Here is a 15,129-nt window from a genome sequence, read left to right as displayed (position 1 = left end):
CCACTATGGCTGGTACGCACCACGCAGTGGTCAGCCAGCCCCGGCAGGCGGGTCTCGGCCAGGGCCACGGTGCCATCGGAGGCGTCGTCCATCGCGCCCAGCAGGCTGCCCAGCCCATGCGGCACTGAGCCGGCGATCAACCCAACCTCGGCCTTGCCCTGCCAGTCCGGCAGGCCATCCAGCAGCAGCTCGCTGCTGCGGCCCAGCGCCAGGCCCCAGCCATGATCGGACAACGAGCGCGCGGTGCCACTGCCGCGCAGCGGCGAGCCCAGGCAGACCACGCGCTGTACCGGCAGCTGCGGATTGCGCCGCAGCGCTTCCAGCGCCAGCAGCCCGCCCAGGCTGTGGCCGACCAGCGACAACGGGCCGGCATCGGCCAGCCGCTCCAGCAGCTGCGGCACGGCCACGTCCGGGCCACCGAACACCGAGGAATAACCAAACGCGTGCACCTGGAAGCCACGCGCGCGCAGGCGCCAGGCCAGCGGCCCGACCCAGGCGCGGGCATTCCAGATGCCATGCAGCAGCAATACGGGGGGAGTCATGCAAACAGCCTGGCAGTCAGCGGGGCAGGAACGTACGGTGATTGAACACGCGCGCGCAGCAAGCGGCGGTGAACATCAGGCCGCGCGCGGTGCGCGGCGCAGGATGAATTCGAGATCGTTCGTGTCGCCCACCGGGAACAGGTATTCGCCGGCCTTCTCGAAACCGTAGCGGGCGTAGAAGCGCTGTGCGCCGAAGTTTTCCGACCACACGCCCAGCCACAGGGTGCGCGGGCCTTCGTGTTCCAGCCAGGCCAGTGCGGTTTCCAGCAGGCGGCTGCCCCAGCCACAGCTCTGCTGGGTCTTGATCAGGTACAGGCGCTTGAGCTCGCCGTCACCGGGCTTCACGTCCGGGTGCGGCAGGCCACAGGGACCGGCGGCGGCATGGCCGACCGCCTCCCCGTCCAGCTCGAGCAGCCACACCGCGTAATCCGGGTGGGCCAGGATCACGCGCTGGCGCTCGACCGTATAGGCCTCCTCAAGGAAGGCCTGGAGGTCCTGCGGCGGATACAGATGGCCGAAGGTTTCGGTGAACGTGCGGGCCGCCAGCGCCGACAGGGTCGGCGCGTCGTCCACAGTAGCGCGGCGGATCGAATACATGCAGGAAGTTGACGTCAGCGCGGAGGGGCGGTCAAGCCTTTTCCGACGATTCCGCCTCTTCGTCTTCCTCGTCCTCTTCCTCGTATTCCTCTTCGTCCTCTTCTTCCTCGCCTTCCTCGCCTTCCTCGTCCTCGTCGTACTCTTCCTCTTCGTCGTCTTCGTAATCCTCGACGCCGAAGTCTTCACCGTCCCAGCGGCCTTCGCCGTCGGCGACGAAGGTCAGGGCCATCGCCGCCGGGTTGGTACCGACGCGGACCAGCCAACCACCGAACACACGCGCACGCTCGGTGACCAGATTGGCCTCGGCGCCTTCATTGCCCAGCTTTTCCCACTCCAGCGAAAACGCGAACTCGGTCATTGCCTGGATCTCCTGATCAGTTGGTCTTGGGGCGAACCTGGATGTGCACTTCGGCCAGCTGCGCGTCGACGATCGGCGACGGCGCGTCGGTCATCAGATCCTGTGCACCGGTGGTCTTCGGGAACGGGATCACGTCGCGGATCGACTCGGTGCCGGCCATCAACGCGGCGATGCGGTCGATACCGAAGGCGATGCCACCGTGCGGCGGCGCGCCGTAGTTCAGCGCGTCGAGCAGGAAGCCGAACTTGGCACGGGCCTCCTCGGCACCGATGCCGAGCAGCTCGAACACCGCGCTCTGCATGTCCGGACGGTGGATACGGATCGAACCGCCGCCGATTTCATTGCCGTTGAGCACCATGTCGTAGCCGCGCGAAACGGCGGTACGGGCGTTGGCGCGCAGGTCGGCAATGTCGTCCACGGCCGGTGCGGTGAAGGGGTGGTGCAGGGCGACGTAACGCTGTTCTTCCTCGTCCCACTCGAACATCGGGAAGTCGGTGACCCACAGCGGCGCCCAGCCCTCGGCGACCAGGCCGAAGTCTTTGCCGGCCTTCAGGCGCAGGGCGCCCATGAAGTCGGAGACCTTGTTGTAGCCACCGGCGCCGAAGAACACGATGTCACCGTTGCCGGCACCGACGTGGGCGACCAGCGCGGCGAAGGACGCTTCGCTGAAGAACTTCTGGATCGGCGAGCTGACTTCGCCGTTGTCGGCGATCTTGATGTAGGCCAGGCCCTTGGCGCCGTACTTGGCGGCATGCGCGGCGTATTCGTCGATCTGCTTGCGCGACAGCGACGCACCGCCCGGGATGCGCAGCGCAGCCACGCGGCCCTCGGCATCATTGGCCGGGCCGGTGAACACCGGGAACTCGCTGTCCTTGACCAGTTCAGCCACGTCCACCAGTTCCAGCGCGATGCGCAGGTCCGGCTTGTCCGAGCCGTAGCGGCGCATGGCTTCAGCCCAGGTCATCCGCGGGAAGCTGGCATCCAGCTGCACGTCCACCACTTCCTTGAAGATGGCGCGGATCATGTCTTCGACGAAGTCCTGCACGTCGCGCTCGCGGACGAAGGCGAATTCCATGTCCAGCTGGGTGAACTCCAGCTGGCGGTCGGCACGCAGGGCCTCATCGCGGAAGCAGCGCGCGATCTGGTAGTAGCGGTCGAAGCCGGCCACCATCAGGATCTGCTTGAACAGCTGCGGGCTCTGCGGCAGGGCGTAGAACTCGCCCGGGTGCATGCGCGCCGGCACCAGGAAGTCGCGCGCGCCTTCCGGGGTGGCCTTGGTCAGGATCGGGGTTTCGATGTCCTGGAAGCCCTTCTCGTCCAGGTGGCGGCGCAGGGCCTGCACCAGCTTGATGCGGGTGCGCTGCATGCGCTGCATTTCCGGGCGGCGCAGGTCCAGGTAGCGGTACTTCAGGCGGGTTTCCTCGCCCGGGTTCTCGTGGGCGTGGAACGGCAGCGGCGCGGCCTTGTTCAGCACGGTGATGGCGGTGGCGATCACTTCCACCTTGCCGGTGCGCATCTTGTCGTTCACCGCGTGGCGGGCGCGCACGACGCCTTCCACCTGCAGCACGTCCTCGTAGCCCAGCGACGCGGCCACGGCGAACACTTCGGCATTGTCGACCTCCACCGTCACCTGCACGATGCCTTCATGATCGCGGAGATCGATGAAGCAGACGCCGCCCTGGTTACGGGCCACGTCGGTCCAGCCGGCGAGGGTGACAGTCTGGCCAATCAGGGTCTCGTCGACCAGGCCGCAGAAGTGGGTACGCATGGGGGGAAGCTCCGCTGGAGAACGCCGGCACCGGATGGGGGCCGGAAAGCCTCGTATTCTGCGGCCGAGGCCCCGGCCGGGGCAAATCCGGCCAGTCACACCGGCTTGATCGCCCCCCTCCCTATAGTCGGGCACCTGCCACCGTATGGGATGCCGCCATGAAACCGCTGTCCCTGGCCAGCCTGGCCGTAACCCTCAGCCTGGGTGCCCTGGGCACCCTCACCCTGCCCGCCCCATCCGCCTCTGCGCAGAACGGGGTGATCCGCTGCGAAAGCCAGAGCAACCGCGAACGGGTCTGCAACACCGGCTGGCGCGGCGCGCAGCTGGTCCGTCAGTTGTCTGGCAGCCCCTGCGAGGAAGGCCGCACCTGGGGCAGCCGCAACGGCACCATCTGGGTCACCGGCGGCTGCCGCGCCGAGTTCGTCGAGTCGCGCGGCGGCTGGGGCGGTGGCAATGGCGGCGGCTGGGGTGGCAACAACGGTCGACCCGGCGAGACCATCCGCTGCGAAAGCCAGAACAATCGCGAGCGCAGCTGCCCGGTCGGCTGGCGCAATGCCCGCCTGGTCCGCCAGTTGTCCGGCAGTCCTTGCGAGGAGGGCCGTACCTGGGGTGTGCGCAACGGCGCGGTGTGGGTCAGCAATGGCTGCCGCGCCGAATTCGCCGAGGCCCGCGGCTGGGGCGGTGGTGGTGGCGGCTGGGGCGGTGGCAACAGCAACTATTCCGTCACCTGCAGCAGCAACAACAACCGTTCGCAGACCTGCGACTGGGATGATCGCCAGGGCCGGCCAGTGCTGCAGCAGCAGCTGTCCGGCAGCGCCTGCCAGGAAGGCCGCAGCTGGGGCTACTCGCGCGGCCAGGTGTGGGTGAGCAACGGCTGCCGCGCGCGCTTCGGTACGCGCTGAGTTGCGGGGGCGGATCCCTGGCCAGCGGCCAGGGCTCTTACCCCGGCCAGGCATCCCGCATCCACGCATGGCGTGGGTCTACTGGCGGTCTTTCCGGGGTCGGAGCCCTCCGCAGGAGGGATCCGATCCCGCGATCACGGTGCGGGCGCTTTGTCGTCGCCCCAGGGCGGCGGCGGCAGATCGACCGGCTTGCTCAGGTCGAACTGCACGCGGAACCGGCGGCCCTCCGGGCGCGTCAACTCGTAGACGAACGTCTGGTCCGGATCGATCTCCATCGCCCAGGTGTTGTGCGTGGAAGCCAGCATGTCGGCACGGCGGAACATCGCCACCGAGTCGGCATCGGCCGGGAACTGCTGACGTTCGGCAGTTCCCGGCGGCGTGCTGTCGCCACCGTACAGGGTGATCGCGTCGGGGCTGCCGTCTTCGTGGCGATGGTCGTGTTTCAGGCGCAGCCCGTTCGGCGTGCGGGTCAGCACCCAGGTCCGCGAGTGGTCATCACCGACATGGAACGGGATGCGCAGCTCATGCGCCGGATCGGCGCAGCCGCGCACATGCATCACCAGGCGCTGCCCGGCGAACGGGTCCTTGCCGGTTGGTGCCGGCGTGTCCTCCACCACCTTGCCTGCGTAGGCCTGGCCGCAATGTGCGGCGATGGCGGCCATGAACGCATCGGCCGGTGCGGTCGCCAGGTCATGGGCGACCGTATCGGAGCGCTGCGTGCACGCAGCGAGGCTGAGCAGGAGGGCGGCGGTAGTGGCAACGGCAATCGGTCTCATGCCCCAACCCTAACGGCCATGGCCGATGGGCGCAAACCGCGCGCCAGGTCCGCTCAGCGCTCGGCAGACGGTGCTGCCGGCAGTACTTCGGTCGCCGCCACCGGTGCGGCCTCGCCCTCGCCGGCCGGCTCCTGTTCCACCGGGTCGACATCGAACGGGGTACGGAACACCAGCGACGGCAGCAGCGTGGTCAACGCGGCATACAGCAGCAGCGCGCCGAACAGCACCGCCGGAATCTGGAAGCGCTCGCGCATGATCGCCGCCAGCACCAGGGTGAAGATCAGCGTCGGTGCCAGCGCCAGCGAGACCCGCAGGCTGCTGCGGAAGCTCTCGCCGAACATCACCCGGCGCTGCAACCAGACCACGCCGATGCGCAGCGGCAGCACCACCAGGGTGATCACGATGCCCAGCCCCAGCGCCTCGAAGCTGAGCGCTTCACTGGGCACCTTGGTGCCGGCGTTGAAGAAGTAGAACGGCACGAAGAACGAGGCGAACAAGCGCAGCGCGTGCAGGTTCTCGTGCGAGGCCAGCAGCGGCATGCGCTGGTGCAGCAGACGCGCGACCAGCCCGGCGATGAACGCGCCGACCAGGTAGTACACGCCCAGCAGGTAGGTGATGTAGGCCGCCACCATGCCCACCATCACCAGCAGCGAGAACTCTGAACCCGGCGCGTGCGGCGCCACCCAGCGTCCCAGCGCGATGAACAGCAGCGGCAGGCCGACCATCATCGCCAGCAGGGCCAGGCTGGACAGCGCCATGTGGCCCGGATCGCCGGCCTGCAGCACGATGAACAACGCCGCCAGCGCCAGCAGTTCACCAGCGATGGCCTTGCTGGTCACCCAGAACCGCTCGTCTTCGCTCAGGCCCAGCCGTGACAGCGAATCCATGATGAAACCAGTGGAGGGCGTCAGCAGCGCCAGCGCCAACAGGCCGGCGGCCTGCCAAGGCAATCCCGCATAGCGCCAGGCCAGCCAGCCCACGCCGAACAGCGTCGCACTGCGGATCACCAGGTGCGCCAACAGCGGCCACATGCCACGACGTAGCGCCTGCAGGTCCACTTCCAGGCCCGCGAACAGGAACAGCGAGGAAATACCCAGCGTGGCCAGCAGGCCGATCACCGCATCGTGGGCCTGGTCGCCCAGCCAGAGCATGCCGATGATGCCGAACAGCAGGCAGGTCAGTGGTGCGGGCAGGCTGAAGCGCTGCAGCGCGCGCGGGATCACCAGCAGCGCGAAGATCAGCAGCAGGTAGATCAACTCATGGCTCATCGGGGTCTTCCGTGGGGTTCGAACGCGCGCAGGATGCGCGCGCCGAACCGATCCGGCAAGCCACGTTTGAATGACCCCGGTTACCTCATCCAATCAGTCGGTCGGCGATCCGGCCTACCTGGGCCAGCACCAGGGCGCGCTGCTCGTTGCTGATCGCGCCGGCCTGCAGATAGGCGGTCAGCACCCACGGCGCGCCGCCCGCGCGCGGCCACAACACGGCGATGTCGTTGCGCGCGTCCTCGCCATTGCTGCCGGTCTTGTCGCCCACCCGCCAGCGCTTGCCCAGGCCCGCGCGCAGGCAGGCATCGCCGGTTTCATTGTCGATCAACCAGTCGGCCAGCTGCTGGCGCGATGCCGGCTGCAGCACTTTCCCCAGCACCACGCGCTGCAGCGAACCAGCCATCGCCGCCGGCGTGGTGGTGTCGCGCGGGTCACCTTCGGCGAAGCTGTTCATTTCCGGCTCCAGCCGGTCGCTGCGGCTGACCGCATCGCCGCTGGCACGCAGGAACGCGGTGACCGCTGGCGGCCCGCCGACCACACCGAACAACAGGTTGGCAGCCGTGTTGTCGCTGGTGATGACCGTGGCCCGGCACAGGTCGCGCACGGTCATGTCCTTGCCGGCATGGCGGCGGGTCACCGGTGCGTGCGAGAGCAGGTCGGCCTCGCGCACCGGTACGCGCCGGTCGAGCAGCGAAGGGGTGCGTTCGGCCTGGCTGAGCACGGTCGCGGCCAGCATGCTCTTGAAGGTGCTGCACATCGGGAAACGCTCGTCCTGGCGATGGCCGACGCGGCGGCCGCTGGCGGTATCGAGCAGGGTCACGCCCAGACGGCCGGCGCAGGCCTTCTCCAGCGCGGCGAAATCACTGGCGGCGGCGATGGCCGCATCGGCCGGGGCGGCGGCGGTCGTGGCGCCCGCCGCACGTGCCAGCAACGGCAGGGCGAGCGAGGAAGCAACAGCGGCACCACTGAACTGCAGGAATCGGCGACGGGCGAGCATGCGGGGTTCTCCTGGGGACCGTTCGATTATTGGCGTCGCCCACCGGGGCGACCAGCGCAAAAAATCAGCGCGAGCCATTAGCTGAACTCATGCCTGTCGCATTCAACCCCTTAATTTTCCGAAATCACCCGTTGCCACGCTAGGATCATCCATCACTCCAGCTCACGACTGCGCCATGCTGCACCCGACCCTGCCGCTGAACGCCCTGCGCGCCTTCGAGGCCGCCGCGCGCCACCAGAATTTCACCCGTGCCGCGCTGGAGCTGTGCGTCAGCCAGGCCGCGCTGAGCCACCAGATCCGCAGCCTGGAGGACCGGCTCGGCATTCGCCTGTTCCATCGCCTGCCGCGCGGCGTTGCCCTGACCGATGAGGGTTCCGCGCTGTACCCGGTGCTCAGCGAATCGTTCGAGCGCATTTCGGCCAGCATCGCGCGTTACACCGGCGGACCTGCGCGTGAGGTACTGACCCTGGGCGTGGTCGGCACCTTCGCCACCGGCTGGCTGCTGCCACGACTGGCTGCGTTCGAGAGCGCGCATCCGGACATCGAGCTGCGCCTGCAGACCCACAACAACCGTATCGATCTGGCGGGAGAAGGGCTGGACCTGGCGATCCGCTTCGGTGATGGCGACTGGCAGGGCCAGCACTGCACGGCGATCCTCGACGCGCCCTTCGCACCGCTGTGCGCGCCGGCGCTGGCACGGCGCCTGAAGCAACCGCGTGACCTGGGCACGCTGCCACTGCTGCGCTCCTACCGCAGCGACGAGTGGCCGCGCTGGTTGCAGGCGGCCGGGGTCAGCGGCGTGGAGGCACGCGGGCCGGTATTCGATTCCTCGTTGACGGTGGCGATGGCCGCTGCCGGCGGTGCCGGCGTGGCGCTGCTGCCGTTGCGCATGTTCGAGCAGGAACTGGCCGAGGGCCGCTTGTTGCAGCCGTTCGGCACCACGCTGGAGCTGGGCCGCTACTGGCTGACACGGCTGCGCTCGCGCGTCGAACGTGAGCCGGCCAAGCGCTTCCGCGAGTGGCTGCAGGCGCAGTCATGATGTAGAGCCGAGCCCACGCTCGGCTGCTTCATGTCCAATACCGCGCTGCGCGCGCAAGCCGAGCAGGGCTCGGCTCTACAAGAAAGCCAGCCGGCCAGCGGCCGGCACTACCGGTCAGGACTCCAGCAGTTCCATCCAGGCCGCTTCGGCTTTTTCAAGCTGCGCGGCAGCGGTTTCGCGGTCACGGCCGATCACCGCCATGCGCGTGGCATCGGCGTAATTGGCCGGGTCGGCCAGCTGCCGGTCCAGTTCGGCCAGGGCGCCTTCCAGCTCGGCCACCTTGGCTTCGGCGGCGGCCAGCTTGTGCGGGTTCACCGGCTTCTTCTGCACCACCTGCGCCACCGGGGCGGTCTTGACCACCACCGGCTCTTCCACCTGCTCCATGCGTGCCTTGGTGCCCTGCGCCTGCGGGCGGGTACGCAGCCAGGCGGCGTAGGCATCGAGGTCGCCGTCGAACGGCTCGACCACGCCATCGGCCACGCGCCAGTAGGTATCGCAGACCAGGCCGATCAGGTGGCGGTCGTGCGAGACCATCACGATCGCGCCTTCGAAGGTGGCCAGTGCTTCGGCCAGCGCTTCGCGCATTTCCAGGTCAAGGTGGTTGGTCGGTTCGTCCAGCAGCAGCACGTTCGGCTGCTGCCAGGCGATCAGCGCCAGCGCCAGGCGTGCGCGCTCGCCACCGGAGAAGCCATCGACCGGCTCGAATGCGCGGTCGCCGGGGAAGTTCCACTTGCCGAGGAAGTCGCGGAACGACTGGTTCGGCGCATCCGGGGCGATCTCGCGGAAGTGCTCCATCGGCGACTGGCCTTCGTGCAGCGACTCCACCGTGTGCTGGGCGAAGTAGCCGATCTTCAGGTCCGGGTGCGCCATGCGCTCGCCGACGATCGGTGCCAGTTCGCCCACCAGGGTCTTCACCAGCGTGGTCTTGCCGGCGCCGTTCGGGCCGAGCAGGCCGATGCGCTGGCCCGCTTCCAGGCCGAAGCCGACGTTGTGCAGGATCACCGCGTCCTTGCCGTAGCCGGCCTCGACGTGGTTCAGGCGGATCAGCGAGAACGGCAGCTTGGCCGGCGGCGCGAATTCGATGCGGAACTCACGCTCGGCGCGCACCGCTTCGGTGCCGGCCAGCTTGGCCAGGCGCTTCATGCGGCTCTGCGCCTGCGCGGCCTTGCTGGCCTGCGCCTTGAAGCGGTCGATGAAGCTCTGCAGGTGGGCGCGCTCGGCCTGTTCCTTCTCGTGCGCGATCTGCTGCTGGCGCAGCTGTTCGGCGCGCTGGCGCTCGAAATCGGTGTAGCCACCCGGGTAGAGCTTGGCGCCACCACCGTGCAGGTGCAGGGTGTGGGTGGCGACGTTGTCGAGGAACTCGCGGTCATGCGAGATCAGCAGCAGCGTACCCGGGTACTTCAGCAGCCACTGTTCCAGCCAGTACACCGCGTCCAGGTCGAGGTGGTTGGTCGGTTCGTCCAGCAGCAACAGGTCGCTGGGCATCATCAGCGCGCGCGCCAGGTTCAGGCGCACGCGCCAACCGCCGGAGAACGAGGACACCGCGCGGTGATGGGTCTCGGCCGGGAAGCCGAGGCCGTGCAGCAGCTTGCCGGCGCGCGCTTCGGCATCGTAGGCATTGAGCTCGGCCATCTTCGTGTGCGCCTCGGCCACCGCTTCCCAGTCTTCACGGGCGGTCGCCTCGGCCTCGGCGGCCAGCACCGCGGCCACTTCGATGTCACCGCCCAGCACGAAGCTCAGCGCCGGGTCCGGCAGCGACGGGGTTTCCTGCGCCACGCTGGCGATACGGACCTTGCCGGGCAGGTCGACGTCCCCCTTGTCGGCCTCCAGCTCGCCCTTCACCGCCGCGAACAGGCTGGACTTGCCAGCACCGTTGCGGCCGACCACACCCACCCGGTAACCGGCGTGCAGGGTCAGGTCGACATTGGACAACAGCAGCCGCTCGCCGCGGCGCAAGGCGAAATTACGAAGGGAGATCATCGGGGGAGGGGTCCATATAACCGGATGGAATGTGCTGGTAAGCACTGTTCCTGCGACGCAATTCTAGCGTTAACGAATACTTGACGTGTCCCGGGATGCGCAGTGGCCGACGTTCCTCTCTCCCACGTCCTCGCCGCGCGCGTCCCGGGCTCCCTTCCCGCCAGCGCTGATCCGGGCTAAATGGTTGCTGCTGCAACGTTTTTTCTGACGCCCGGCATTTGACAGGCACTGAATATCCCGTTAATTGCTGTATTGCGCACCGCAACAACCGCCGTCCGCCTCACCCCCGTGATGTCGATTCCGGTGCCGCCCCTGCCAACCGGAGCCCCATCCCGATGACCCGCAAGACCAGCCTGATCGCCGCCGCCGTCGCTGTCGCACTCGGTGGCTCTCCGTTCGTCGCCGCTGCCCAGCAGGCCGGCACCGCCGCCAACACCCTGGACACAGTGATCGTCACCGGCACCCGCGTGGCCGACCGCACGGTGGCCGAATCGCAGTCGCCGATCGACATCATTACCCCCGAAGCACTGCAGTCCACCGGCACCAGCGAACTGGCCACGGCGCTGTCGCGCGCGCTGCCCTCGCTGAACTTCCCGCGCCCGGCCCTGACCGACGGCACCAGCGGCGTGCGCCCGGCGCAGCTGCGCGGCCTGTCGCCGGACCAGGTGCTGGTGCTGGTCAACGGCAAGCGCCGCCACACCTCGGCGATGATCAACGTCAACGGCAGCATCGGCCGTGGCTCGTCGGCGGTGGACATCAACGCGATCCCGATCGCCGCGATCGAGCGCGTGGAAGTGCTGCGCGACGGCGCGTCGGCGCAGTACGGCTCGGACGCCATTGCCGGCGTCATCAACATCGTGCTCAAGGGCAGCGGCCGTGGCGGCAGCCTGGCGGTGGATTACGGCCAGTACTCGGCCGGTGACGGCAACAAGTACCAGCTGTCCGGCGATACCGGCGTCGAGTTCGGCAACGGCCGTGGCCGCGTGCACGTGGCCGGCCAGATCAGCCAGCAGGACGAGAGCAACCGCGCCGGCCCGTACCGCGGCACCACGCCGAACACCGGCAACTTCCCGAGCATCGGCCAGAAGACCTTCATCGTCGGCGACCCGCGCGTGGATGCCACCGCCGCCTCGGCTAACGCCAGCTTCGACTTCAGCGACCACGTGACCGGCTACGCCAGCGCGCTGCTCAGCAACCGCGACATCACCTCGTTCGCGTTCTACCGCTCGCGCAACCACAGCGGGCAGAGCGCGCTGCTGGCGCAGACCTACCCGGATGGCTACGTGCCGGAGATCAACCAGTATTCCAAGGACCGTTCGCTGGTGGCCGGGGTCAAGGGCAACACCGACAGCGGCTGGACCTGGGACCTGAGCCTGAACCACGGCGAGAACACCCTCGATTTCCACACCCGCAACAGCATCAACTACAGCCTCGGTGCGACCAGCCCGCGCTCGTTCTACGACGGCACGCTGAAGTACCAGCAGGACATCTTCAACGCCGACCTGACCAAGTCGCTGGACTGGGGCCTGGCCTACCCGGTCACGCTGTCCTTCGGTGGTGAGTACCGCAAGGAGAAATGGGACCAGAAGCCGGGCGAGCTGAACTCGTACACCGGCAGCGGCGCGCAGGGCTTCGCGGGCTTCACCCCGACCAATGAAGTGCATGCCGACCGCCACAACTACGCGGTCTACGCCGGCCTGGAAGCGGACCTGACCGAGAAGTTCTCGGCGGGCATCACCGGCCGCTACGAGGACTACTCGGACTTCGGCGACCGCTTCTCCGGCAAGCTGTCGGCGCGCTACGCGTTCACCGACAAGGTCGCGCTGCGCGCTACCGCGTCCAGTGGCTTCCGCGCACCGTCGCTGGCGCAGCAGGGTTACCAGGCCGTCACCAGCCAGTTCCTCAATGGCGTGTTCGTTGAACGCGGCACCTTCCCGACCACCAGCCCGGCCGCGCAGGCGCTGGGCGCCTCGCCGCTGAAGGCCGAGACCTCCACCTCCTACAGCCTGGGCCTCGTGCTGCAGCCGGTGGACCGCCTGTACATCACCGTCGATGCCTACCAGATCGACATCGACAACCGCATCGCGCTGTCGTCCAGCATCACCACCAACGCGGCTTCCAGTGCCCTGCTGGCCGGGTTGGGCCTGCCGCAGGTGACCGCGTTCTCGTACTTCACCAACGGCCTGGATACGCGCACCCGTGGCGTGGACTTCGTGTCCAGCTACACGGTGCCGTTCAGCGCCAGCAGCCTGGAGCTGACCGCGGCCTACAGCCTCAATGACACCGAAGTGCGTCGCGTCGGCGGCACCCCGGCGGTGTTTGGCACGCTGGGCCTGACCCAGTCGCTGATCGGCCGCGATGAGATCGGCCGCATCGAGGACAGCTACCCGCGCGACAAGGCGATCCTGAGCGGCACCTGGCGTTCGGATCACTGGGAACTGGGCCTGGCCGCCACCCGCTACGGCAAGTTCACCGTGCGCAACTCGGCCACCGCGCTGCGTGACCAGACCTACGGCGATGCCTGGGTGGTGGATGCCTCGGCCAGCTACAAGCCGAGCAGCAACTGGACCCTGACCGTGGGCGCCGACAACCTGCTGGACAAGTACCCGGACCGCACCGAAGACCTGCAGAACTCCACCTTCGGCATGCTGCCGTACAGCAACTACTCGCCGTTCGGCTTCAACGGCGCGTATGTGTATGGGCGGATCAAGTACACCTGGTAAGGGGTAGTGCCGGCCGCTGGCCGGCATTCCGTGGCCCGGGTGGGGTCAGATCCCTTTTCCTGCAGGAAAAGGGATCTGACCCCATTTGCCTGCTGGGTTTGCTGCATCTGGCGCATTAGGTGAAAATCGGGGCATCCCCCCGATTTCTGCGAGAGCCGATGCACCATGACACCGACCTGATCAACATCGTTGCCGTTGGCCTGGGGCTCGCCTTCATCTTCGGCGCGCTGGCCAACAAGCTCCGCTTGTCTCCCCTGGTCGGTTACCTGGTTGCTGGCATCTGTGTAGGCCCGTTCACCCCCGGCTTCGTCGCCGACCAGGCGCTGGCCAACCAGCTGGCCGAACTGGGCGTGATGCTGCTGATGTTCGGTGTCGGCCTGCACTTCTCGCTGAAGGACCTGATGGCGGTCAAGGCCATCGCCATTCCCGGTGCCATCGGCCAGATCGCGGTCGCCACCCTGCTCGGCTGGGGCGTGGCCTCGCTGATGGGCTGGCCGGCCATCCATGGCGTCATCTTCGGTTTCTCGCTGGCCACTGCCAGTACCGTGGTGCTGCTGCGGGCGATGGAGGAGCGGCGCCTGCTGGAGACCATGCGCGGCAAGATCGCGGTCGGCTGGCTGATCGTGGAAGACCTGGCCTGCGTGCTGGCACTGGTGATGATGCCGGTGATGGCCGGCGTGTTTGGCCCCGATGCGGCCAAGGAATCGCACTCGCTGGGCAGCGTGCTGGCCGACATCGGCTGGACCTTCGTGCAGCTGGGCCTGTTCGTGGCGGTGATGCTGGTGGTCGGGCGCCGGGTCATTCCGTGGATCCTGGAACGCATCGCCGGTACCGGCTCGCGCGAACTGTTCACCCTGTCAGTGCTGGCGATCGCGCTGGGCGTGGCATTCGGCTCGGCGACGCTGTTCGGTGTCTCGTTCGCACTGGGCGCGTTCTTCGCCGGCATGCTGCTCAACGAATCGGAGCTGAGCCACAAGGCTGCGCACGATTCGCTGCCGCTGCGCGACGCGTTCGCGGTGCTGTTCTTCGTCTCCGTAGGCATGTTGTTCGACCCCAACATCCTCGTCCAGCACCCCTGGCAGGTGCTGGCCACCGTGCTGATCATCATGTTTGGCAAGTCGGCCGCCGCGTTCTTCATCGTGCGTGCGTTCGGCCACCCGACCAGCACTGCGCTGACCATTTCGGCCAGCCTGGCGCAGATCGGCGAGTTCGCCTTCATCATCGCCGGTCTGGGCGTGGCGCTGCAGATCCTGCCGAAGGAAGGCCAGTCGCTGGTGCTGGCTGGTGCGCTGGTGTCGATCATGCTCAATCCGCTGGTGTTCGGCCTGCTCGACCGTTGGCAGGCCAAGCAGGAACAGCAGCCGCAGCCGGCGGAGCCAGAAGAGGCCATCGGTCCCTCGCGCGACCTGCGTGACCACGCCATCGTGATCGGCTACGGCCGCGTCGGCAGCGAACTGGCGCAGGTGCTGCGCGATCGCGGCGTGCCGGTGCTGGTGATCGATGACAACAAGGAACACGTCGAACAGGCGCACGCCAAGGGCCTGGCGGCGATCCGCGGCAGTGCCGCCGCCGACCGGGTGCTGGCCGAAGCTCATCCGGAGCGCGCCAAGATCGCGGTGCTGGCGATTCCGCAGCCGCTGGAAGCCGGTGAGGCGCTGGCCAAGCTACGGGCGATCAACCCGGACCTGACCCTGCTGGCACGTGCGCACAGCGATGCCGAGGTGAAGCACCTGCTGGAACACGGTGCCGATGGCACGGTGATGGCCGAGCGCGAGCTGGCCTATTCGCTGGCGGAGATGATCATGTCGACGCCGCCGTACCGGAATCTGGGGCAGCACAGCATTCCGGTGGTGTGAGGGGTGTGGGTGCGGCAGGGCTTGCAGCCCTGCACCTGCCAAAGCAACGGCAAAAGCAAGAGCTGACTATCCGTGGGATGGCGGGGAGGGTCCGGTTTCAGGGGGGTGAGGGCCATGGATTGCGCGACCCAGCCTCCATGGACGGATTAACGGCGTCCCCTGGAACCGGACCCACCCCGCCTTCGACGGTTCGCTGGCTGTCTCTTATAAAAAAATACGAGCCCACGAGACGGACTCCGATCTCGTTTGGCGGCTTGTGGGTGGAAAAAGGGGGGGGGGGGGGGGGGGGGGGGGGGGGGGGGGGGGGGGGGGGGGGGGGGGGG

At 67.9% G+C, this 15,129-nt stretch carries 12 protein-coding genes; 4 read left to right on the top strand and 8 right to left on the bottom strand.

Features of this window, described 5'->3' with window-relative positions:
• The 4 genes from QRO91_RS18625 to aspS all read right to left on the bottom strand — a co-directional run.
• On the bottom strand, positions 1–542 hold a 542-nt coding region (locus tag QRO91_RS18625), incomplete at its 3' end, for a triacylglycerol lipase (protein WP_285310507.1).
• A gap of 75 nt (positions 543–617) precedes the next feature.
• Positions 618–1,139 (bottom strand): GNAT family N-acetyltransferase, encoded by a 522-nt coding sequence (locus tag QRO91_RS18620; RefSeq protein ID WP_005410760.1) that lies wholly within the window; start codon positions 1,137–1,139, stop codon positions 618–620.
• A gap of 31 nt (positions 1,140–1,170) precedes the next feature.
• On the bottom strand, positions 1,171–1,497 hold the full coding sequence (locus QRO91_RS18615) for a DNA primase (RefSeq protein ID WP_197651161.1): 327 nt from the start codon (positions 1,495–1,497) through the stop codon (positions 1,171–1,173).
• A 16-nt stretch (positions 1,498–1,513) separates the two neighbouring features.
• Positions 1,514–3,265, bottom strand: a complete 1,752-nt coding sequence (gene aspS, locus QRO91_RS18610; RefSeq protein WP_197619932.1) for an aspartate--tRNA ligase — start codon at positions 3,263–3,265, stop codon at positions 1,514–1,516.
• Between the two features lie 158 nt (positions 3,266–3,423).
• On the opposite strand from aspS, the gene QRO91_RS18605 reads away from it, so the two are divergent.
• Complete coding sequence (locus tag QRO91_RS18605) at positions 3,424–4,167, top strand: DUF3011 domain-containing protein (protein WP_049429568.1); 744 nt, start codon at positions 3,424–3,426, stop codon at positions 4,165–4,167.
• A 134-nt stretch (positions 4,168–4,301) separates the two neighbouring features.
• Here QRO91_RS18605 and QRO91_RS18600 read toward each other — a convergent pair whose 3' ends face one another.
• The 3 genes from QRO91_RS18600 to blaL2 all read right to left on the bottom strand — a co-directional run bounded on the left by QRO91_RS18600 (position 4,302) and on the right by blaL2 (position 7,208).
• Entirely contained in the window at positions 4,302–4,943 is a 642-nt protein-coding gene (locus tag QRO91_RS18600; protein WP_049429567.1) for a hypothetical protein, read from the bottom strand.
• A 53-nt stretch (positions 4,944–4,996) separates the two neighbouring features.
• A complete protein-coding gene (locus QRO91_RS18595) occupies positions 4,997–6,211 on the bottom strand; it encodes a cation:proton antiporter (protein ID WP_049429566.1) in 1,215 nt (404 codons plus the stop codon).
• Between the two features lie 85 nt (positions 6,212–6,296).
• Positions 6,297–7,208 carry a L2 family extended-spectrum class A beta-lactamase gene (gene blaL2 / locus QRO91_RS18590; protein WP_049429565.1) on the bottom strand — a complete coding sequence of 304 codons (912 nt, stop codon included), beginning with the start codon at positions 7,206–7,208 and terminating at the stop codon, positions 6,297–6,299.
• 175 nt (positions 7,209–7,383) lie between these two features.
• On the opposite strand from blaL2, the gene ampR reads away from it, so the two are divergent.
• Positions 7,384–8,247: a LysR family transcriptional regulator AmpR gene (gene ampR / locus QRO91_RS18585; RefSeq protein ID WP_049429564.1), complete on the top strand. Its 864-nt coding sequence runs from the start codon at positions 7,384–7,386 to the stop codon at positions 8,245–8,247.
• Between the two features lie 114 nt (positions 8,248–8,361).
• Here ampR and QRO91_RS18580 read toward each other — a convergent pair whose 3' ends face one another.
• The gene (locus QRO91_RS18580; RefSeq protein ID WP_043400521.1) at positions 8,362–10,227 is read right to left on the bottom strand and encodes an ABC-F family ATP-binding cassette domain-containing protein; all 1,866 of its coding nucleotides are present in this window, start codon (positions 10,225–10,227) and stop codon (positions 8,362–8,364) included.
• A 335-nt stretch (positions 10,228–10,562) separates the two neighbouring features.
• On the opposite strand from QRO91_RS18580, the gene QRO91_RS18575 reads away from it, so the two are divergent.
• On the top strand, positions 10,563–12,950 hold the full coding sequence (locus QRO91_RS18575; protein ID WP_285310506.1) for a TonB-dependent siderophore receptor: 2,388 nt from the start codon (positions 10,563–10,565) through the stop codon (positions 12,948–12,950).
• 158 nt (positions 12,951–13,108) lie between these two features.
• On the top strand, positions 13,109–14,806 hold the full coding sequence (gene ybaL / locus QRO91_RS18570; protein WP_197651156.1) for a YbaL family putative K(+) efflux transporter: 1,698 nt from the start codon (positions 13,109–13,111) through the stop codon (positions 14,804–14,806).
• Positions 14,807–15,129: the final 323 nt, after the last annotated feature.

This window comes from Stenotrophomonas maltophilia group sp. Smal32 (assembly GCF_030237085.1).
GTDB classification, from domain to species: domain Bacteria; phylum Pseudomonadota; class Gammaproteobacteria; order Xanthomonadales; family Xanthomonadaceae; genus Stenotrophomonas; species Stenotrophomonas maltophilia_Q.
The sequence above is the reverse complement of the archived record's forward strand: the minus strand, read 5'-3'. Positions and strand labels throughout refer to the sequence as shown.